The organism is Salidesulfovibrio brasiliensis JCM 12178 (assembly GCF_001311825.1).
GTDB lineage: Bacteria > Desulfobacterota > Desulfovibrionia > Desulfovibrionales > Desulfovibrionaceae > Pseudodesulfovibrio > Pseudodesulfovibrio brasiliensis.
In genome coordinates, this window is record NZ_BBCB01000020.1 from 22,470 (window position 1) to 41,536 (window position 19,067).

The window sequence follows — 19,067 nt, forward strand, 5'->3', positions numbered from 1 at the left end:
GCCCTTTTTGCTTTTCATGCACTTGTGATATCCCTGATGAGAAGGTATTTGATGAAAGCTTTTTCGAAATCATCGGAGGATATTCATGACCGTCGATAATATAGTCCCCGTCATTCTGGCCGCAGGCAAGGGCACCCGCATGCACTCGGACAAGCCGAAGGTCCTGCAGGCCGTGCTGCGCCGCCCCATGCTCGCCTATGTGTATGACGCGCTCGATGCCGTGTTCGGTGCCGCGCCCCTGACCGTGGTCGGCTTCGGAGCCGATCAGGTTCGTGACGCCTTCCCTGACCGCACTGGCGGATTCGTTCTTCAGGAGGAGCAGCTCGGGACCGGGCATGCCCTGCAGATGGCATGGGATGCCGCCGTCAAGTCGGGCTGCGAATACTGCGCGGTCATCAATGGAGACACGCCGCTCGTTACGCCCGAGTCCCTCGGCAACCTTGCTGCTGCCGCAGGGGATTTCGACATTGCCTTCATGACCATCACGCCGAATGACCCGGCTTCCTTCGGTCGCGTGGTGCGCAACGAAGACGGAAAGGTCATGTCCATCGTCGAGGCCAAGGACTACGACTTCTCCATCCATGGTCCAGTCACCGGCGAGGTTAATGCGGGCATCTATCTCTTTCGGCTTGATACGGTTGCGCCGCTCCTTGACCAGCTCCGCAACGACAACATGGGCGGTGAGTACTACATTACCGACCTCATCGGCCTCGGCGTAGGCGGCGGCCTGAAAGTGCAGGGCGTCCAGTGCGGCAATGACACCAACCTCATGGGCATCAACTCCCCGCTGGAGCTGGTGCACGCCGAGCAGACCCTTCGGCGGGCGATCGTCAATACGCTTTTGGAAGGCGGTGTGCTTATCCACAACCCGGAAACAGTCATCATCGGTCCTGATGTGAAGGTGGAACCGGGAGCGGAAATTTACGGCCATTGCGAGATTTACGGCAAGAGCGTTGTAGAAAAGGGCTGCGTGCTCGGTTCGTATACGACCGTCATCGACTCGGTGTTTCGCAGTGGAGCCACTTTGCGCGAGTACAGTCATATCGAACAGGCCGACGTCGGCCCCGACTGCATCGTGGGACCGTTTGCCCGGCTTCGGCCCGGCGCGAAGTTGCACCGGCAGGCTCGGGTGGGCAACTTTGTGGAAGTGAAGAAGGCCGTTCTCGGCGAGGGTGCCAAGGCCAATCACCTTACGTATCTCGCGACGCCGAAGTTGGCGGAGGGTGTAACATCGGCGCAGGGACGATCACCTGCAATTACGATGGGAAGAACAAGTTCGTGACCAGCATTGGCGAGGGCGCGTTCATCGGCAGCAACACCGCTATCGTCGCGCCCTGCACCATCGGTCGGGATGCATTGATCGGCGCGGGGTCCACCATCACCAAGGATGTCCCGGACGGCGAGACGGCCATTGCGCGCGGCAAGCAGACCAATCTGCGTCGCCGACTGAAGAAGTCTTGATTTCATAAAGAGCAAAGGGTAGACAAGGGCTATGGAACTGGTCACTCGACTTGAGGAGCGCTTTGAGCAGCTCATCAATAAAATCAATGAATTGAAGAGCGAGAACGAGCGCCTGAAGCAGGAGCTCGCAACCGAGCGGGCCAACCGGGAAGAAGCACGAACGCGAATCGAGGCTCTGATAGACAGAATTCAGGGCGAGATCGAGTGACGGAGTGTCGGCCATGCCGCGCTACAGTCTATCCCTGGTTGGTCTTGAAATATCGTTCCGGACCGATGCCGATGCCGAGAGAATCGAGGCTGCACAGGCATTGGTGGAGGAGCGGTTTGCGGACCTTAGCAAGAGCGGGAGCGACATAAGCAAAGAAAAGTTGCTCACCTTTCTGGCCTTGAGCCTTGCCGATGATTATCTTGTATTGCAGGAACGGCAGGCTCAGTTGGAAAAGAAGATAACTGAACTACTCGAAATGGGAGCTGAATCGGTTCAGGCCGATTAGAGGAAGAACCGAGAGCTTTGTTAAGTATTTCCCTGGGGTGCACGTGATTGCCCGAGCGTTTTTTGAACCAATACTATCAAAAAGGGCGAGTTGTTCCAGCACACCGGTGTGCAGGCCCGCAGGACGGGAAGCCTAATGGGGTGCGAACCGAGCCCACCTGGGAAACCAGGTTCAAAACACACGGCAACACGGCCCTCCCGGGGTGACTTGAACCCCAGTCGGTAAAAGGCCGACAGGGTCCAGATATATCGAGATATGCGCCTTAGGCGCACCTACCTTCAGTCCTTCCCCAGACAGCTTGCAGGTCCGGCAGGAACGCGCACGCGTTCTGGCTGATGCTGCCGTTCATGGCGCCAACAGGCCGCCTACAGCCTGTCAACATAAACTGAAGGAGTCAGTACCATGCTGGCGGAATTTCTTATTTTCGGAGGCGGGATCGGAGCAGGTCTCGCGTCCGGATATTTTCTCCATAGATACATATCCGAAAAAGAAGTCGGCGATGCGAGAACCCTTGCGGACCGCATCGTTGAAGAGGCGCGGCGCGAAGCCGACGCCCTGAAGAAGGAAGTCCGGGTTCAGGCGCAGGACGAGATATTTGCGCAGAAAAAGGAACTCGAAGACGAGATCAAGAATCAGGAAAAGGAAGTCAAGCGGCAGGAGGCGCGCCTTCAGGAGAAGGAAGAGCGTCTCGAGCGCAAGCTCGAAAAGGTCGCGGACAAGGAATCCGAGGTCGTGGAACTGGAAAAGCGGCTCTTCAAGCAGGAGCAGCGTCTGACCGAGTTCGAGGAGGAGCTTGATCAGAAGGCCAACGAACACGAGCACAAGCTTCAGGAAATCTCGGGCCTGACCGTCGAGGAAGCCCGCGAAAAACTGATGACCGAGATCGAGTCCCGCACTCGCCACGAGGCAGCCAAGATGGTGCGCACCATCGAGATGGAAGCCAAGGAAACCTCTTCCAAGAAAGCCAAGGAAATTCTTTCCCTTGCCCTGCAGCGGTATTCCGGCGATTACGCCGGGGAACAGACAGTCACAGCCGTGACCCTGCCCAGCGAAGACATGAAGGGCCGCATCATTGGCCGCGAGGGTCGCAACATCCGCGCCCTTGAAGCCGCCACCGGCGTTGACCTGATCATTGACGACACCCCGGAAACCGTGGTGCTCTCCGCGTTCAGCCCGTTGCGGCGCGAAGTGGCCCGTCAGGCGCTCGAGCGCCTCATTCATGACGGCCGCATCCACCCCGCACGCATCGAAGACATCGTGCAGAAAGTGGAAAAGGAAATGGACGTCAAGCTGCGCGAGATCGGCGAACAGGCCACTTTCGACGTGGGCGTCCACGGCATCCACCCCGAAGTGGTCAAGCTGCTCGGCCAGCTCCACTACCGCACCAGCTTCTCCCAGAACGTGCTGCAGCACAGCATGGAAGTGGCCTTCCTCTGTGGCATCATGGCTGCCGAGCTGGGCCTTGACGAGAAGGAAGCCAAGCGCGCCGGCCTGCTCCACGATATCGGCAAGGCCGTGGACCACGAGATCGAAGGCCCGCACGCCATCATCGGCGCGGACCTCGCCAAGAAGCACGGCGAACACAAGGGCATCGTGCATGCCATTGCCGCGCACCACGAGGACACCCCGCCCCAGAGCATTCTCGCCAACCTCGTGCAGGCTGCGGACAGCCTCTCCGGCGCACGTCCCGGAGCCCGCAAGGAGCTTCTCGAAAACTACGTGAAGCGTCTTGAAGAGCTGGAAGGCCTCGCCACCGGTTTCAGCGGCGTCAGCAAAGCCTACGCAATTCAGGCGGGTCGTGAGATTCGCGTGATGGTCGACTCCGAAAAGGTCGGCGACGAACAGACCTACCTGCTCTGTAAGGACATCGCCGGAAAGATCGAGACGAACATGACCTACCCCGGTCAGATACGCGTCACGGTCATCCGCGAAAAACGAGCGGTTGGTTACGCCAAATAACAGTCCCAAGGGCCGGTCATTACGATCGGCCCTTTTTTTAGCCCATTCGGCAGATTATACTTGCCCCCGCATTCGATATTCCACAAACTGTGGTCAGGCTGTCCATGTTGTTCTCTGTGATCCGAACCCTGTTCAGGCGAGTCGTCCAGTGAGTGAGAACATGTCGAAAAACATGAATCTGGTGCGTGCGGAGATGGGAGACGCCGAGTTCCGGCGTTTCAGCGACATGATCCAGCGCGAGCTCGGCATCAAGATGCCGCCCACCAAAAAGGTTCTGCTGCAATCGCGCTTTCAGAAGCGGCTGCGGGCTCTTGGCATGTCCACCTACAAGGAATACTGCGACTACGTCTTCAGCGATGCGGGCCGCGAGGCAGAACGGCAGCACATGGTGGACGTGGTCACCACCAACACCACCCACTTTTTCCGGGAACCAAAACACTTCGACATCCTGACCAACAAGGTCCTGCCGGAGTTTTGGCGTACCATCGGCTCATCGCGGGAAATCCGTATCTGGAGCGCGGGGTGCTCCAGCGGCGAGGAGCCCTACACCCTCGGGATGGTCCTCTCCGACTTTGCCGAGAAGCACAACGGTTTCAAGTTCTCCATCACCGCCACGGACATCTCCTTCCAGATTCTCCAGCGGGCCAGAAACGCGGTCTATCCCTTGGAGAAGGCCGATGAGATTCCCCAGCAGTACAAGAAGAAGTACCTGCTCAAGAGCAAGGACCCCAAAAAGCCACTGATGAAGATCGACAAAAAGGTGCGCGACAGGGTCTCCTTCAAGCAGATCAATTTCATGGACGACTTCCGCATGGACCAGAAGATGGACATCATCTTCTGCCGCAACGTGGTCATCTACTTCGACCGCCCCACGCAGGAAGTGCTCTTCGACAAGTTCTGCAACTTCATCCGCACCGACGGCTACCTGTTCATCGGTCACTCCGAGAGCCTCTCCGGCATGCGGTTGCCCATCAAGCAGATGGCTCCCACCGTGTTCAAGCGGCTGCCCTGAGCCCGCGCACGCCGCCTCGCATCAATCGTAATTCTTTTCTTGCATCCGAACGGAAAATCGGCTTCGATGGGAAGCCTTTCGCGCGGGCGAAGATGAGTGAGAATCATGAAGATACTGATGCTTGGTGACATAGTCGGGCGACCGGGACGCCGTGCCGTAACTGGCTGCCTGAAAGAGGTGCGCGAAGAGACCGGAGCGGACTTCGTCATCGCCAATGGCGAGAACGCCTCGGGCGGCATCGGCCTCTCCGCCAAGAACGCCCGCGAACTCCTGAACGCAGGCGTCGACGTCATCACCACCGGAAACCACATCTGGAAATTCCGGGACATGCACGCCCTGCTGCGCAAGGATTCCCGTATCGTCCGTCCCGCCAACTATCCGGCCGAGGCGCCGGGTAAAGGATTGACATACATAGAAAAGGAAGGGCTGCCGCGCGTGGCGGTCATGAACCTGCAAGGCCGAACCTTCATGCATCCAGTGGACTGCCCCTTCAAGGCTGCGGAACGCGAGCTTGAAGCGCTTCCAGAAGACGTGGTCGCGGTTTGCGACTTCCATGCCGAGGCAACCGGCGAAAAGCAGGCCCTTGCATGGCATCTCGACGGCAAACTCGCGGCACTGGCCGGGACGCACACCCACGTGCAGACCGCCGATGCGAGAGTGCTTCCCGAAGGGACCGGGTACATAACCGATCTCGGCCTCTGCGGCCCCTGGAACTCCTGCCTCGGCATGGAGCCGGGACCGGTCATCACCCGGTTCACCAGCGGGCTGCCCCAGCGCTTTGTCCCGGCAGGCGGTCCTGTGATCCTGCAAGGGGCACTGTTTACGATAGATCAAAGCTCCGGAAAGGCGACAAGCGCCTCCGTCTGGAGCAAGGAAATACGACAATAAAGAGGAACACATGAACATTTTCGACGAATTCAAGTGGCGCGGGCTGATCAATCAGGTCTCTGACGAAGAGAAGGTACGGCAGTATCTCTCCGAAGCGGGCAAGGCCATGTATTGCGGCTTCGACCCCACCGCCGAAAGCCTGCATGTCGGTAACCTCGTGCCTCTGCTCAGTCTGGCCCGCCTCAAGCGCGCCGGACATAATCCCATCGTCCTCATGGGCGGCGCCACCGGCTTCATCGGCGACCCCAGCGGCAAGGACAAGGAACGCGAACTGCAAACCGCAGAAGACATCGAGGAGCGCACCGCGAAGATCGTCAATCAGGTCCGCCGCTTCTTCGAACGCGTCTGCGGCGAGCGGCCCGAGGTGGTCAACAACTACGAATGGACCAAGACCATGAGCGCCATCGACCTGCTGCGCGATGTGGGCAAATTCTTCACCATCAACTGGATGATGCAGAAGGAATCGGTCAAAGGCCGCCTCTCGCGTGACGAGGTCGGCATCTCCTACACCGAGTTCTCCTACATGATTCTGCAGGGTAACGACTTCTACCACCTCTACAAGACCAAAGGCTGTCAGCTTCAGCTCGGTGGCGGGGATCAGTGGGGCAACATCACCGCGGGTTGTGAACTCATCCGCCGCAAAACCGCGGCCAGCAACGAGCCCGCAGAAGGCTACGCCCTGACCTTCCCGCTCATCACCACCGCCTCCGGCAAGAAATTCGGCAAGAGCGAAAAGGGTGCGATCTACCTCAACCCGGAGATTACCTCCCCCTACGCCTTCTACCAGTTCTGGGTGAACACCGATGATCGCGACGTCATCAAGTTCCTCAAGTACTTCACCTTCCTTACACAGGAAGAGATCGCCGAACTGGAAAAGTCCCTTGAGGAAGCACCGCACCTGCGCGAAGCACAGCGTCGTCTCGCCGAAGAAGCGACCACCATGATTCACGGCAAGCGCGAACTCGAACGCGTTCAGGCTGCCACCGCCGCACTCTTCGGCAAAGGCAACCTCAAGGAAGTGGACCCCGCCACCCTGCGAAGCGCACTCGAGTCCGCACCCCAGCGCGCCTACGCACCCGGCGATGTTCCGGATATCCCCCAGATTCTCACGGACCTCGGCCTGACCAAGTCCAAAGGCGAGGCCCGCAAAGCACTCAAGGCCGGCGGCGTCTACATCAACGGAGAACGCGCAGCCGAAGACCACGAAGTCGGGGACACCGACTTCCTCGGCGGCGACCTCATGATCGTCCGCAAAGGCAAAAAGAACTACGGCATGGTCATCCGAAGCTAGCCGGGATTGATACCAAACAATAATAAAAGGCCCCGCCGGATTTCGGCGGGGCCTTTTATTGTGCCTCCGGCGGGCAGGGCGCTGCCCTGCACCCGGCAAAGGGGATAATCCCCTTTGCAATCCCTGACTTGAAGGCGTCGACAAGGAGTGAAAGTCTGATGTGACCGGACAATCCCGCCGAAGGCAAGCCAAGACGTTTTGGGATTCTTAAACCCTTTTGGAAAAGGGTTTAAGCCCCCGGAGGGCCGCCGGAGGCTGTGCCATTTCTGGTTCTGGGAACTTTTGACCGGTTTTAATTGAACTAAGCGCGCCTGTTGGGTAAGCAATAGGGTAGTTTGGATTCTATCACCCAGTGACGGCTCTCATTAAGGACCACCGGAAGGCACAATGGAAACGAGTTCCGCTGCAAGGCGCATAAAGACCATTCTGAGATTGGCGGGGAAGCAGTTCTTCTCTTCTTTCAAGGACTTGTTGCCGATCATATTGGTAATTGCCTTTTTTCAGGGGGTGGTGCTTCGCCAGCCGCTGCCTGATATCCTTGGTGTGCTTGAAGGTTCTGTCCTTGTCGTTGCCGGGCTGGCCCTGTTTATTCAGGGATTGGAGATGGGGCTTTTCCCAATCGGTGAAGAGATGGCCCATGCGCTGGCTCGAAAAGGAAGCCTGTTTTGGCTGCTGACGTTTTCCTTTGCGCTTGGTTTTTCCACCACCGTGGCGGAGCCTGCATTGATTGCCGTGGCGGATGAGGCCGCTGACGTTGCCTCGCAGGGCGGGTTGCTCAGTCCCGGTGAAGGGGCAATGAGCAGCTATGCCATGGGGTTGCGGCTTTCAGTGGCCGTGTCCGTTGGGGTGTCCATTCTGCTTGGCGTATTGCGAATTCTGAAAGGGTGGCCGGTGCATTATATGATCATCGGCGGCTATGTGCTGGTCATGGTCATGACCATCTTCGCGCCGGATGAGATCGTCGGCATCGCGTATGACGCCGGTGGGGTGACGACCTCCACGGTGACTGTGCCGCTGGTGGCTGCGCTGGGTGTGGGGCTTGCATCGATAATCAAGGGGCGCGACCCGCTGATCGACGGTTTCGGGCTTATTGCCTTTGCCTCGTTGCTGCCGATGATCGCGGTTATAGGGTACGGCCTCGTCATATTCGGGGTTCAGTAGGGGAGAGCCATGGTTTTTCTTGTTGAATTTTCGCAATCATTCATCTCCACCTGTCGTGATGTGCTTCCGATCGTCGCCTTGCTGGTCGGGTTTCAGCTGTTTGTGCTGCGGCAGCCGGTCCCGCATCCCAAGCGGTTGCTGGTGGGTGGTCTGTATGTGGTCATAGGGCTGTCGCTCTTCCTGCTCGGACTGGAGAAGGCGCTGTTCCCGCTCGGCAAGATGATGGCCACGCAGCTCTCGGCGCCGGAGTTCCTTGCCGGTGGCATTGAAGCGGCCTCAAGCTGGACCGCGTACGGCTGGATTTATCTTTTTGCGGCCATGATCGGGTTTTCCACCACCATTGCCGAACCTTCGCTGCTGGCGGTGGCCATCAAGGCCAAGGAAGTTTCCGGTGGCGGCATCAGCCAGTGGGGGCTTCGCATTACCGTGGCGCTGGGCGTTGCGGTGGGCATCTCCCTCGGCACGTTCCGCATCGTGACAGGTACTCCATTGTACTTGTACATTCTTTGCGGCTATATTGTCGTCGTGATTCAGACGATTTTTGCGCCAAGGAAGATCATCGCCCTTGCTTACGACTCCGGCGGGGTCACGACCTCGACCGTCACTGTGCCGCTGGTGGCGGCCTTAGGGCTGGGGCTTTCCGAGGCCGTTCCCGGGAGCAATCCGGCGCTTGACGGCTTCGGTCTGATCGCCTTTGCAAGCCTGTTCCCCATCATAGCCGTCATGGGATACGCGCAAGTTACTCAGTGGATTACCCATCGCAAAACAAAGGTCAAAAAGGAATAGCCAATGAAGTTTAAGCTGATTTTTGCCACGGTCAAAACCAACAAGACCGACCCGATTGTCGATGCTGCAAAGGCTGCCGGAGCAACCGGGGCCACGATCATTTCCGGGCGCGGAACGGGTATGCGTGAGGCAAAGACCTTCTTCGGGCTCACCCTTGAGGATCAAACCGATATCGTCATGTTCCTGCTTGAGGAGCATCTGGTGAAGACGGTGCTCAAAGCCATTGGCGAGGCCGGGGAGTTCAAGAAACCGGGCACGGGTATTGCGCTGGTTCTGCCGGTTGAGCATGTGATAGGCATGGAGAGCCAGATTGAGAAGTTTAAAGATGAAATTCGAGACAAGTATCTGTAATAAATAATTTTTGGAGGGGCTATGTCTGGGTCCATTGTGCGTGTGCGTGATGTGATGAAAAAGGAAATCCTGAGCATCGACGGAATGGCTTCGGTGACGAAAGCGGCTCAGATGATGCGCGAGGCGCGGGTTTCCGAGTTGCTGGTCACCCGGCGTCATGACGACGATGCCTGGGGGATGATCACGGTGACTGACCTGGTGAAACAGGTGATCGTTCCCGGTCTGGAAGGTGAAGAGGTCAGCGTCTATGAGATCATGACCAAGCCGATCATCACGGTTCCGGCGAATATGGACATCCGGTACGCGGTCCGCCTGATGAACCGGACCAAGATTCGCAGCGCTCCCGTAGAGGACATGGGCGAGGTCGTGGGCGTAGTGACGCTCTCCTCGCTGGTTCTGGACAACAATCTGCTTTAGGGCTGTTCGTTTCCCGGTTCCGGGTTGCTCCGCAGTCTTGCGTAAGATTGCTGCGGCTCGGAAATCATGGATGAGGCAGCTGTATACTCCATCAACAAGGCCCCTGACATCGTTCGATGTCAGGGGCCTTGTTGATGGTAATGAAGTCAGGAGGGTCAGTAGGCCAGTCGGCCGAGGGACTTGAGGATGAGGGTAAAGCCCATGGCGGCCATCCCGGCCAGCCCCATGCCGCAGGAAAAGCCCGCGAGGAGCACCGGGGCGTAGTGCCGCCATTGTTGGCCGTATTTCTTAAGAAAATAGTAGCGCCCGAGGAGTGCGCCTGCCACTTCGAGCAGGATGCCGTGTGGCGTGGATTGGCCGAGGCCGCGCACAAGTCCGTAGACGAGCAGCACCGGCAGGCCGAGCATGTTGAGCGTTCCGTACAGCACCACCCCGATGCCGAGTCCCGAGAGCAGGATGGGCAGGCTCAAGGCCTCGAAGAAGAGGGAGTTGCCTTCAAGGGTGGAGGTCTGCATCAGCAGGGTGTTCAGAGCCTGCAGGTGCCAGAGTTCCTGCGCAAAGGGGTACTGCGGTGACGGGATGGGGGCCAGCTGCCAGAGGAATTGCGAGAAGAGCAGGGAGGCGATCATGACCACTGGGAAGACGACCATTTCTGCCTTGATGACGCCGCGCAGGCTGGTGCCGGTGAGTTCGATCTGCCGGAACTGGACGGTGGCTTCCCCGTAGTTGTGGATGGGGATGGGCGCGTACCAGATCTCTATGCCGTTGTATCCGAAGAACTTGGCTCCGGCGATGAAGCTGAATTCGCGCACCATTGGCAGGCTGACGAACTGGCCTGCGATGCCTTCCATTCGGGCTGTAATGTATGAAATAACGGGTGTGTATACGAATCCGTAAAGCACGAAGAAAATCCACGGGAAGCTCGGCACCAGCAGCAGGCACATGCCGATGTAGGCCAGTGTGGAGAAGACGTAAATGGCGATGGAGACCCAGAAGTTGATGTCCCCTCGTTCCTTGTGCTTCTTGAACAGGATGGAGAAGTCGAGCTCTCCGCCCCCGGCCTGTTTGAGGGACTTGATCACGTAGTAGATGCCGATGGCGGCGATGGCCAGCCCGAGGCCGATGCCGAAACTCATGTAGAAGTCGAAATTGTTGGCAAAGACGGTTTCCACGGTGGCCATTCCGGGGTGCCAGCGGTGCAGGATGCCGTGTTCGTAGAGCACCGGGTTGGCGATGACGGTGATGATAAGGCCGCCGAGCCCGCCGATGACTGCCCAGAAGGGCAGGACCATGCCGATGAAGACCAGCCCGAGGTCGAACTGCATGCCGGTGGCAACGGCCGGGAGTGCCCCTTCCGTGTACTGGGTCAGCTCGATCCACGGTATGGGGATGAGCCGGATGGGTTGCTCGAAGACGAGGCCTGATATGGCAGGCAGGAGGACATAGAAGAAGCCGAAGACGAGGCCTATGACCCCGCCTATGGAGAAGACCCGCCACTTCCAGCCGGTCTTGCGGTCCTCGGTGGATTCAGCCAGCGCCATGGTGCCGAGCGCGCCCACGGGGGCCATGGGGAAGGGCAGCTTTTCCACGTCCGAGGTGACGCGGTACAGGCTGTAGCCGAGGCCGAAGTGGTCGATGCGCTGCACGAGTTGCGCGCCCACGAGCAGGAGGATCGGCACGAGCCAGTCACGGTGCAGGAAGGTTCGTTCAAGGAACGAGTCCGAGCCGGGGCCGGGCGCGATCCAGCTGGGGATGAACTCGGTGAGGCCGAGCATCCGCGCGGCGTCCGATTGTATGAGGTACTGGTTCCAGAGCAGCCCCTGAAACGGCGAGGCCAGCGCCGCGCCCGCCATGTAGTAGAGCAGGAAGACTTCCTGCTGCTTGAGGTGCGAGTAGGAGCGCTTGGCGATTTCCGCGAACAGGATGATGGTCACCCAGCGGGCGGCCGGGCCGATGCCCTGCCCGATGACCAGTTGCAGGTACATGGAGCCGGGCATCATGAGGAAGCCGATGAAGATGGCGCCGACAACGGTTTTCCAGTCGAAGCCTTCCTCAAACCGCTCCGGCGGTTTCATCAGGTCTCTATATTCCTGTAATTCGCGATCGTCGTGCATGAGGTTCCCGGCGTTACTGTTCGCTATAGGGGCATATTCTCATGAGAAATACAGGGAAACGCGCGTCAAGGCAACGGGTGGATTGTTTTGACGCGCGTTCGTTACGGGCCACAGGCCGCAGAAATGGCTGGTACGCGGATCAATGATCTTCCACAATCCCCAGTCCTGCCTTGTAATTTTCCCATTCGTCATGGGAAAGATCGCCGCCCTTGTCTGTGTCGGCTTTTTCCAGAATTTCTTCGCTCTTTCCGGGGTAGGCTTTTTCCAGTTCGGCGCTCGTCACCGTGTCGTCGCCGTTTGCGTCCATGGAATAGAAGCAGCGGTCAAAGATGGTTGCCCAGGCCGGTGCGGCAAAAAGCATCAGCGAGATTGACAGAATCAGTGTTCTCATTGAATCCTCCTAGCCGTCGATGAAACTGGTCATGACGTTGATGGCCTTTTCGAGCGCCTCGTACTGGGCGTTTTCGTCGCCGTCCTGCAGGGCCTCGGCGTGGCATTTGATGACGTATCGGCGAAGAATCTGCCCGGTGGCGGACTGCAGGGCGGAGCGCACGGCCCGGACCTGCACGAGGATGTCCTTGCATTCCTTGCCTTCCTCGATCATGCGCTGGATACCGCGCACCTGCCCTTCGATGCGCTTCATGCGGGAGAGCACGTTCTTCTTGATTTTTTCCTGTTCTTCGTCTCGCCGTGCTCGGGCTTGCTCAGTGGTCATGCCTGTTCCTCCGAATGGTGAATGCCGTTGTTTCCCGGGTGGAAATATCGTACCTTCCCCAACTGGAGGAGCATGATGCAGAACAGTTGGAATACGGAAGGTGAAAAGGTCTTTCTGCTTCGTTGCCTCGAGCTGCTGGCCGCCGTTTTCAGGGGCCCGGATGCCGGGACCTGCGCCGGAATGCTCTCGCAGGGGATACCCTCGCTCGTGGCGGGCTGTCCCGAGGCGGCCCGCAGCATACTGGAACCCTTACGGGTATGCAAGCCATGCTTCCGGAAGATCACGAATCTTTTTGTGACGATCTCTCGGTTCAGCATGTGCGGCTGTTCGTTACCGCCCAAGGCGGTGTGCCCGTTCCGCTTTACGAGTCCTGTCACGTCGGTGCGTCCCGGCAGGTCATGGGGCCAGAGGCGAGGGCCATGGCCGAACGGTTCCGCCTCGCCGGGGTGGAGCCTGCCGGAAGCGAGCCGCCGGACCATCTGCCGCTTGAGATCGAATATCTCTACATGCTTCTGGCCCGTGGCTGGGACGGGGCCGACGCCGCAGCGCTTCAAGAGGCTGCCTTGTTTGCGGGCGAGGTCATGCTGCCGTGGTGTGCCTCGGTGGAGTCTGCCATTGCCGAACACGCGCCCGGTGGTTTCTTCCACAAAAGCGCAACGCTTCTGAACGCCGTGCTCGCGGCTGTTTCAAAGATCTAGAAATCCGTCTTCACGCTGGAGCGCATGTCCCGGTAGAACCGGCTCGCGCCGCCCAGTCCGTCCTTGACCATCACCACCTGCCAACGGCCCTTTGCCGACTTGCGCAGCAGGAACGTCACCGGCAGGGAGCTGTATCCCGTCTGTTCGTGCAGCGAGCCGTTGGGATCCGTGAACACCGGGAAGGGGATGCTGTGGCGTTTTGCAAAGGCCTCGGCGTCCGTGGGGCAGTCGTGGGAGGCAATGCCCACAAAACGCAGCCGCTCGGCCATGACCGGGTCGTTCTGCACCCTGTTCCAGTACTGCTTGACCGTCTCAAGCCCCTTGACGCAGGCCGGGCATTCCGAATTGAAAATCTGGACCAGCAGAAATTCCGAACCGATGGCCTGCAGGATGCTCTTTTTCCCTTCCCCGAGGCCGAGGTATTCGCGAAGCTCCGGGTTGAGCGGTGTGATGGGGAAGCTGGGGAACGGGTCGCCGGGGCCGAGTTCCGCGCGCGACTTGGGTTTCAGTTCGGGGTGGGTGTCCAGCCAGCCAAACCATCCCTTTGCGTAGCGGAGCACGTTGTCGTAGCCCATGGCGGCAACGGAGCGGGCGGCGATGGCGCTCCTCAGGCATTGCAGGCTGCGGCAGTAGATGACGATGGGACGGGATGTGTCGGCTCCGGCCAGCCGCCGGATGCGGTCCAGCTTCACCGGGGCCGCGCCGTGCTCGTCGCCAAGGTCGAACTCCACGTTCACGGCTCCGGGAATGTGTCCGTCGCGGTATTCGTAGTCGGGCCTGACGTCGAGGATGAGCAGGCTTTTGTCGGCGGCCATCATCCGGTTCAGCTCCGGAGTGTCCACGAGCCGGTAGCCGCCTACCTCGGCCTCGTGCCGAATCTGTTCGGGCCAGTCTGCGGCGTGTGCCGCAACGGAAACCGTCAGCAGTACGGTGAGCAGGGCGAGGAGGGCGCGAACGGGCATGGGACCTCCGAAACGATACGGGGCCGGGCCATGGCCCGGCCCCGTGGTCGTGGTTACTTGTTGGCCTTCACTTCGTAGGAGTTGTCCTTTTCAAAGTGGTTGGTCGCTTCAAGGTAGTAGACGTCCTTCACGTCGGGCCGTGCGTCCATGAACATGTAGAACGCCTCGCCAGCCCGTGCGCCCGAGGCGCAGGAGAAGACGATGGGCTTGTCCGTGGGCAGGTCGGCAGCCTTCTTCTCAAGCTCGTCCACCGGGATGTTGATGGCGGTGGGGAAGTGGCCCGCGGCGTATTCTTCCGGGGTGCGCACGTCAACGATGGTGATGCTTTCGGGGTTGTTCTTCAGGATGGTCAGGAACTGCTCGGTCTCGATGGAGCCTTCCATGGCACCGCCGGAGACCTCCACCGCGCCGCCAGCGCCGTAAAGTTCCTTCCAGCCGGGGTACCCGGCTTCGGCGGTCAGGACGTTTTCATAGCCCAGCGCCTTGGCCTTGATGGCGGACTTGTGGGAGAGCGGGCAGTGGAAGCCGCCGCAGTAGTAGATGAGCTTGGTGCTCTTGTCCGCGGGCAGCACGCCCTTGAACTTGTCGAATTGGGAGTCCGGGTAGTTCACGGACGAGGGGATGGCGCCCTTGAGGAACTTCATGTGCGGACGGGCGTCGATGAGCATGTACGGCTCGCCCTTTTCCATCATGGCCTTCACGGATTCGACGCCGATGGAGTAGTAATCCGCGTTCTTCTTCCAGTCGGGGAAGCCTGCGGCGTAGACCTTGACGTTGGTGTACCCGAGCTCTTCAGCCTTGTAGGCGGCCTTGTGGGAAAGCGGGCAGTGGAAGCCGCCGCAGTAGAAGATCAGGAGGGTGTCCTTGTCTTCGGGCAGCTCGCCGACCATCTTGTCGAACTGGGACGTGGGGATGCTCTTGGCCGTGGGAATGAATCCGGCCACGTACTTGGGCTTGTAGGGACGCGAGTCGATGATCATCGCGCCTTCCGGCTGGGGCATCTTCGCGTACTTTGCCACGAAATCGTAGTCAACGATGTCCGTGTATTCCTTGAACGTCTTTGCGTCCGCCGTGGTGTTCTTGGCTGCGGTACAGCCGGACACCAGCGCGAGGGCCATGAGCATGACCAGCGCATACGAGAACTTCTTCAACATGATAAATCCCTTCCTCTCAAAGTGTTGTCGGGCGACCGGCCACATTCGGCCGCCCGAATGGTATTCCTGCCGCTACCCCTCGCTTTTGGGAGCGGTCTTGACCTTTTCGTACCAAAGCCCGTGATGGTGCCTGGCGTAGTCTTCGGGCACGTGGCCCGTGAACATGGAGCGGAACCCGGGGCGTTCCTCGGGGCTGATGGCTGCCATGTAGATGTGCACCAACAGTCCCGCGAACACGACGCCCACGGCGATGAAGTGCAGGGTCACGGCCCAGCTGACAATGCCAACGGCCTCCTGACCGAAGGTCTTGTCGGACAGGAACATGATCACGCCGGTGACGGCGATGACCACGCCGCCCGCAACGCTGGCCTGCGCAAAGGCCTTCTGGCCCATGTTGTAGAAGCCCTGCGGGGGCAGCTCGGGGCTGACGCCCATCATCTTCAGCGGCTTGGGGCCGAGGGTCATGAGCACCATCTTCTTCATCATCCAGGCCATGTCCCGCGTTGGGGAGACGATGAATATCTCCTTGAGGAAGAAGAGGCTTCCCCGCGCGTTGACGGCCAGATACCAGATGAAGCCGAGCATCCAGACGAAGCCGATGACCTCGTGGATGACCAGCAGATTTCCGCCGCCGCCGACCATGGCGCGCAGGGCTGCGGGGTAGCCCGAGCCGAACGGGTCGATGGCCGGGTTGCTGATGAGCCCGATGCCGGTGACCAGCAGGAGCAGCCAGCAGGCGGCGTTGAACCAGTGAATGAATATGTCAGAGCGGTCGTGGCGCTTGAACTGTCTAGCCATGACGGTCCTCCTCTTCGTGCTTGTCCGTGCTTCCGGCAAAGAGCTGGCGGCCGAGCATGGCCAGCACGCCGAGGCCGGTGAGGCCCACGAGGCCCTTGACCAGCGGCGCGGCCTCCTTCATGGCCGTCATGCTGGCGGGCACCACGGCGGGGCGTGTCCACCGGGTGTTGCCGGGCGAGCCGATGTAGTACATGTTCGGCTTGGTGTCGGTCTTTTCATTGATCACCACCTGAACACGGTCCTTGTTGGCCTTGTAGACCTTGGACGCTTCGGAGTCCGGGTCGTTGAGGTCGCCGAACACCCGCGCTTGGTGGGACAGGTGTCCACGCAGGCGGGCAGCAGCCCGGCGGCGCGGCGTTCCGGACAGTAGTTGCACTTGTCGGCCTTCTTGGTCTCGGGGTTGCGGTAGCGCGCATCGTACGGGCAGGCCGGGATGCAGTTGCCGCAGCCGATGCACAGGGCGGCGTCGATGACCACCTCCCCGGTGTCGGCGTCCTTGTAGGTCGCCCCGGTGGGGCAGGCCGAAACGCAGGTCGGCTTTTCACAGTGCATGCAGCCGCCAGGCTGGAAACGCACCGAGGGCCGCCTGCCGGGGCCGAATTCCGGTTCGGTGGGCTTGATCCAGTTGCGCCACTTGTCCTGCGGCACACCGTTGGCCACCTTGCAGGACACCATGCATCCCTTGCAGTCGATGCACTTGGAGGCGTCGATCACCATTGCGAGTCGCTTGGCCATCAGCTCACCTTCCTTGTTACGGTCACGAAGGTGGTGTGCATGGCGGCGTTGCCGGAGACTTCGTCATAGTCGTCCTCCAGCAGGTTGTTGATGCTCGCGCCGTTGTCGTGCGTGAGCGAGAGCGACGTGGAGAGGGTTCCGAAGCCGCTGAGCATGTACACCGTGTCTTCTCGAATTTCATGGGTTACGCGGGCCTTGAGCTCGCCGCGTCCCACGGAGCTGGACACTTCCACCATTTCGCCGTCGGCTATGCCAAGGCGGGCGGCCGCGTCCGGATTGATCCAGAGCGTGTTGGTGGGCGTCAGTTCGTGCAGCAGCGCGTTGTTGCCGGAAGAACCCTGCGTGTAAACGGCGCTTCGGCCGATGACCATGCGGAAGGCGTTCTTGGGTGCCTTCTTCGGCGGGGCATAGACCGGCATGGGATCAAGGCCCATCTGTTCGTAGCGTCCGTTGTGAAGGTCGACCTTGTGGCTGCTGGTCTTGTAGATCTTGCCGTCGTAAATGCCGTAGACCTTGCTGGGGTTGTAGTAGACCCCGTCGCGGTCCAGCGCGGCCATGGCGTCCGGCAGCTCGCGAAGCTGCTTCTCGCGATATTCTTCCATGGTGAAGTCGAAGTGCTCGCCGAGCTCCAGCTTGTTCGCCACGGACTTGAGCACGTCGAACACGGGTCTTGTTTCGTAGAGGGGCTTGACCACGGGGTCGCGCTTGACCACGCAGGCGCAGGCCACGGAGCCCTGCAATCCGGCGCACGGATCGGTGCGTTCCAGATAGCTGGGCGCGGGCAGCACGAGGTCGGCCAGCCATGCGGTGTCGCTCATGGCGATGTCCACCACGGCCATGAAGTCCATGGTCTTGGCCATCTCGATGGTCTTGGCCCGGTTGGGCGCGGTGGTCATGGGGTTGGTCTTGTACACGAACCAGCCCTTGACCGGATACGGTTCGCCCTTGAGCACCTTGTCGCGGGTGATGACAAAGGAGCCTTCGTGCTCGAAGAGGCCGGGAACGGCGTGGGCGTCCACGCGGTCCTCGGGGTTCTCGTCGTACCACGGGGCGAAGTAGGGCACGCCCTTGAGGCCCACCTGCCGGGCGGCGAGCAGGCCGCCGGGGGTGTCCCAGTTGCCGAGCAGACCGTTGACCAGCGCAAAGCTGCGCCGAATCTGGGTGGAGTCCTTGTAGTCCGAGCTGCGGCGTCCGGGGTAGACCATGGAGGCCGGGGCGGCCTCGGCCAGTTCCCGGGCGATGCGCACGATGTCTTCGCGGGGGATGCCGCATTCATCGGCGGCGTACTGCGGGGTGTACTGCTGCACGTGCGCGGCCAGCTCGTCGATACCGTGGGTCTTTTCCGCGATCCACTGCGGGTCGTAAAGCTTTTCGTTGATGATGACGTGCATCACCGCCAGCATGAAGGCCATATCCGTGCCGGGCCGGATGGGGTGCCATTCGTGGGCCAGCGCGGCGGTCTTGGTGAAGCGCGGGTCGAGGACCACGAGCTTGCAGCCGTTTTGCATGGCGGTCATCATGTCCATGGAGTCGGGTGTTACCAGCGCCTCGAAGCGGTTGGCCCCGGCCATGATCACGTACTTGGAGTTGAGAACGTCGGCAAAGGGGACTTCCCCGAAGGTATCGAGGAAGGCGCGGTTGCCGCTCAGGAGGCACAGCGACTCGTGGGAGGTGACGTTGTATGAGCCGTACACTTCGGCAAAGCGGCTGACGAACTGGCTCTGCAGGTCGGACCCTGCGCTGAAGAGGTACCCGCAAGGGGTATACTTCTTCCTGATTTCACTCATCTTCTCCGCCAGCAGGTCGATGGCCTCGTCCCATGGGATGCGCTGCCACTTGCCTTCGCCGCGCTCGCCCTTGCGGATGAGGGGGTACTTGAGCCGGTCCGGATCGTAGAGCTGGGCCACGCCCGCGTTGCCGCGAGCGCAGAGCATTCCTCTGGACTTGAGGAACTTGGGGTTGGGGTCGAGCTTCGTGACCACGCCGTCTTCCACGCGCGCGATCAGTCCGCACTTGTTGAAACACATGTCGCAGGCCGAGAAGTGCGACTGCCAGTTGGGCGCGGGCGTGG

20 protein-coding genes, 1 other RNA gene and 1 pseudogene are annotated in these 19,067 nt (G+C 60.1%); 13 read left to right on the forward strand and 9 right to left on the reverse strand.

What is annotated here, in order from left to right:
* Window positions 1–85 precede the first annotated feature (85 nt).
* From glmU to JCM12178_RS07355, 12 genes and pseudogenes are all read left to right on the forward strand, one after another.
* A pseudogene (glmU, locus tag JCM12178_RS07310) lies at window positions 86–1,461 on the forward strand (bifunctional UDP-N-acetylglucosamine diphosphorylase/glucosamine-1-phosphate N-acetyltransferase GlmU).
* Between the two features lie 31 nt (window positions 1,462–1,492).
* Entirely contained in the window at window positions 1,493–1,669 is a 177-nt protein-coding gene (locus JCM12178_RS18655; RefSeq protein ID WP_172677087.1) for a hypothetical protein, read from the forward strand.
* 13 nt (window positions 1,670–1,682) lie between these two features.
* Entirely contained in the window at window positions 1,683–1,955 is a 273-nt protein-coding gene (locus tag JCM12178_RS07315; protein ID WP_054650088.1) for a cell division protein ZapA, read from the forward strand.
* Window positions 1,956–1,981: 26 nt separating this feature from the next.
* Window positions 1,982–2,163, forward strand: a non-coding RNA gene (gene ssrS / locus JCM12178_RS17705) — 6S RNA.
* 194 nt (window positions 2,164–2,357) lie between these two features.
* A complete protein-coding gene (rny, locus tag JCM12178_RS07320; RefSeq protein WP_054650090.1) occupies window positions 2,358–3,914 on the forward strand; it encodes a ribonuclease Y in 1,557 nt (518 codons plus the stop codon).
* A gap of 148 nt (window positions 3,915–4,062) precedes the next feature.
* Window positions 4,063–4,926, forward strand: coding sequence for a CheR family methyltransferase (locus tag JCM12178_RS07325; protein WP_369404471.1), 864 nt, complete (start codon window positions 4,063–4,065; stop codon window positions 4,924–4,926).
* A 105-nt stretch (window positions 4,927–5,031) separates the two neighbouring features.
* Window positions 5,032–5,814: a TIGR00282 family metallophosphoesterase gene (locus JCM12178_RS07330; RefSeq protein ID WP_054650092.1), complete on the forward strand. Its 783-nt coding sequence runs from the start codon at window positions 5,032–5,034 to the stop codon at window positions 5,812–5,814.
* Between the two features lie 10 nt (window positions 5,815–5,824).
* The gene (gene tyrS, locus JCM12178_RS07335) at window positions 5,825–7,105 is read left to right on the forward strand and encodes a tyrosine--tRNA ligase (RefSeq protein ID WP_054650094.1); all 1,281 of its coding nucleotides are present in this window, start codon (window positions 5,825–5,827) and stop codon (window positions 7,103–7,105) included.
* 387 nt (window positions 7,106–7,492) lie between these two features.
* On the forward strand, window positions 7,493–8,266 hold the full coding sequence (locus JCM12178_RS07340; RefSeq protein ID WP_083465799.1) for a DUF1538 domain-containing protein: 774 nt from the start codon (window positions 7,493–7,495) through the stop codon (window positions 8,264–8,266).
* Window positions 8,267–8,275: 9 nt separating this feature from the next.
* Window positions 8,276–9,052 (forward strand): DUF1538 domain-containing protein, encoded by a 777-nt coding sequence (locus JCM12178_RS07345; protein ID WP_054650096.1) that lies wholly within the window; start codon window positions 8,276–8,278, stop codon window positions 9,050–9,052.
* 3 nt (window positions 9,053–9,055) lie between these two features.
* Entirely contained in the window at window positions 9,056–9,403 is a 348-nt protein-coding gene (locus JCM12178_RS07350) for a P-II family nitrogen regulator (RefSeq protein ID WP_054650097.1), read from the forward strand.
* A 21-nt stretch (window positions 9,404–9,424) separates the two neighbouring features.
* Window positions 9,425–9,820: a CBS domain-containing protein gene (locus tag JCM12178_RS07355; protein WP_054650099.1), complete on the forward strand. Its 396-nt coding sequence runs from the start codon at window positions 9,425–9,427 to the stop codon at window positions 9,818–9,820.
* A gap of 155 nt (window positions 9,821–9,975) precedes the next feature.
* Here the strand turns inward: JCM12178_RS07355 and JCM12178_RS07360 are convergent, their stop codons facing one another.
* The 3 genes from JCM12178_RS07360 to JCM12178_RS07370 form a co-directional block, all read right to left on the reverse strand.
* Window positions 9,976–11,934 (reverse strand): OPT family oligopeptide transporter, encoded by a 1,959-nt coding sequence (locus JCM12178_RS07360; protein ID WP_054650101.1) that lies wholly within the window; start codon window positions 11,932–11,934, stop codon window positions 9,976–9,978.
* A gap of 139 nt (window positions 11,935–12,073) precedes the next feature.
* Entirely contained in the window at window positions 12,074–12,325 is a 252-nt protein-coding gene (locus tag JCM12178_RS07365; RefSeq protein ID WP_054650103.1) for an EF-hand domain-containing protein, read from the reverse strand.
* A gap of 9 nt (window positions 12,326–12,334) precedes the next feature.
* Entirely contained in the window at window positions 12,335–12,649 is a 315-nt protein-coding gene (locus tag JCM12178_RS07370; protein ID WP_054650105.1) for a metal-sensitive transcriptional regulator, read from the reverse strand.
* Window positions 12,650–12,906: 257 nt separating this feature from the next.
* Here JCM12178_RS07370 and JCM12178_RS07380 point away from each other — a divergent pair, with 257 nt between their 5' ends.
* The gene (locus JCM12178_RS07380; protein WP_054650109.1) at window positions 12,907–13,347 is read left to right on the forward strand and encodes a TorD/DmsD family molecular chaperone; all 441 of its coding nucleotides are present in this window, start codon (window positions 12,907–12,909) and stop codon (window positions 13,345–13,347) included.
* Here the strand turns inward: JCM12178_RS07380 and JCM12178_RS07385 are convergent.
* The 6 genes from JCM12178_RS07385 to JCM12178_RS07405 form a co-directional block, all read right to left on the reverse strand.
* Window positions 13,344–14,309: a rhodanese-like domain-containing protein gene (locus JCM12178_RS07385; RefSeq protein ID WP_054650111.1), complete on the reverse strand. Its 966-nt coding sequence runs from the start codon at window positions 14,307–14,309 to the stop codon at window positions 13,344–13,346. The two genes, JCM12178_RS07380 and JCM12178_RS07385, sit on opposite strands and share 4 nt — an antisense overlap.
* A gap of 53 nt (window positions 14,310–14,362) precedes the next feature.
* Window positions 14,363–15,463, reverse strand: a complete 1,101-nt coding sequence (locus JCM12178_RS07390) for a rhodanese-like domain-containing protein (protein WP_054650113.1) — start codon at window positions 15,461–15,463, stop codon at window positions 14,363–14,365.
* A gap of 72 nt (window positions 15,464–15,535) precedes the next feature.
* Window positions 15,536–16,261, reverse strand: coding sequence for a formate dehydrogenase subunit gamma (locus JCM12178_RS07395; protein WP_054650115.1), 726 nt, complete (start codon window positions 16,259–16,261; stop codon window positions 15,536–15,538).
* The gene (locus JCM12178_RS20750; RefSeq protein WP_369404472.1) at window positions 16,254–16,490 is read right to left on the reverse strand and encodes a hypothetical protein; all 237 of its coding nucleotides are present in this window, start codon (window positions 16,488–16,490) and stop codon (window positions 16,254–16,256) included. Before JCM12178_RS20750 ends, JCM12178_RS07395 begins: the two co-directional genes overlap by 8 nt.
* Window positions 16,484–16,996, reverse strand: coding sequence for a 4Fe-4S dicluster domain-containing protein (locus JCM12178_RS07400; protein WP_369404473.1), 513 nt, complete (start codon window positions 16,994–16,996; stop codon window positions 16,484–16,486). Before JCM12178_RS07400 ends, JCM12178_RS20750 begins: the two co-directional genes overlap by 7 nt.
* Window positions 16,996–19,067, reverse strand: a 2,072-nt coding sequence (locus JCM12178_RS07405) for a molybdopterin-containing oxidoreductase family protein (protein ID WP_054650117.1), incomplete at its 5' end; no start/stop codon positions are given. The genes JCM12178_RS07405 and JCM12178_RS07400, both read right to left, overlap by 1 nt.

Coding starts and splice junctions, on each gene's coding strand:
- JCM12178_RS18655 (WP_172677087.1), top strand. CDS start 1,493: ATGGAACTGGTCACTCGACTTGAGGAGCGCTTTGAGCAGCTCATCAAT.
- JCM12178_RS07315 (WP_054650088.1), top strand. CDS start 1,683: ATGCCGCGCTACAGTCTATCCCTGGTTGGTCTTGAAATATCGTTCCGG.
- rny (WP_054650090.1), top strand. CDS start 2,358: ATGCTGGCGGAATTTCTTATTTTCGGAGGCGGGATCGGAGCAGGTCTC.
- JCM12178_RS07330 (WP_054650092.1), top strand. CDS start 5,032: ATGAAGATACTGATGCTTGGTGACATAGTCGGGCGACCGGGACGCCGT.
- tyrS (WP_054650094.1), top strand. CDS start 5,825: ATGAACATTTTCGACGAATTCAAGTGGCGCGGGCTGATCAATCAGGTC.
- JCM12178_RS07340 (WP_083465799.1), top strand. CDS start 7,493: ATGGAAACGAGTTCCGCTGCAAGGCGCATAAAGACCATTCTGAGATTG.
- JCM12178_RS07345 (WP_054650096.1), top strand. CDS start 8,276: ATGGTTTTTCTTGTTGAATTTTCGCAATCATTCATCTCCACCTGTCGT.
- JCM12178_RS07350 (WP_054650097.1), top strand. CDS start 9,056: ATGAAGTTTAAGCTGATTTTTGCCACGGTCAAAACCAACAAGACCGAC.
- JCM12178_RS07355 (WP_054650099.1), top strand. CDS start 9,425: ATGTCTGGGTCCATTGTGCGTGTGCGTGATGTGATGAAAAAGGAAATC.
- JCM12178_RS07360 (WP_054650101.1), bottom strand. CDS start 11,934: ATGCACGACGATCGCGAATTACAGGAATATAGAGACCTGATGAAACCG.
- JCM12178_RS07365 (WP_054650103.1), bottom strand. CDS start 12,325: ATGAGAACACTGATTCTGTCAATCTCGCTGATGCTTTTTGCCGCACCG.
- JCM12178_RS07370 (WP_054650105.1), bottom strand. CDS start 12,649: ATGACCACTGAGCAAGCCCGAGCACGGCGAGACGAAGAACAGGAAAAA.
- JCM12178_RS07380 (WP_054650109.1), top strand. CDS start 12,907: ATGCAAGCCATGCTTCCGGAAGATCACGAATCTTTTTGTGACGATCTC.
- JCM12178_RS07385 (WP_054650111.1), bottom strand. CDS start 14,309: ATGCCCGTTCGCGCCCTCCTCGCCCTGCTCACCGTACTGCTGACGGTT.
- JCM12178_RS07390 (WP_054650113.1), bottom strand. CDS start 15,463: ATGTTGAAGAAGTTCTCGTATGCGCTGGTCATGCTCATGGCCCTCGCG.
- JCM12178_RS07395 (WP_054650115.1), bottom strand. CDS start 16,261: ATGGCTAGACAGTTCAAGCGCCACGACCGCTCTGACATATTCATTCAC.
- JCM12178_RS07400 (WP_369404473.1), bottom strand. CDS start 16,996: ATGGCCAAGCGACTCGCAATGGTGATCGACGCCTCCAAGTGCATCGAC.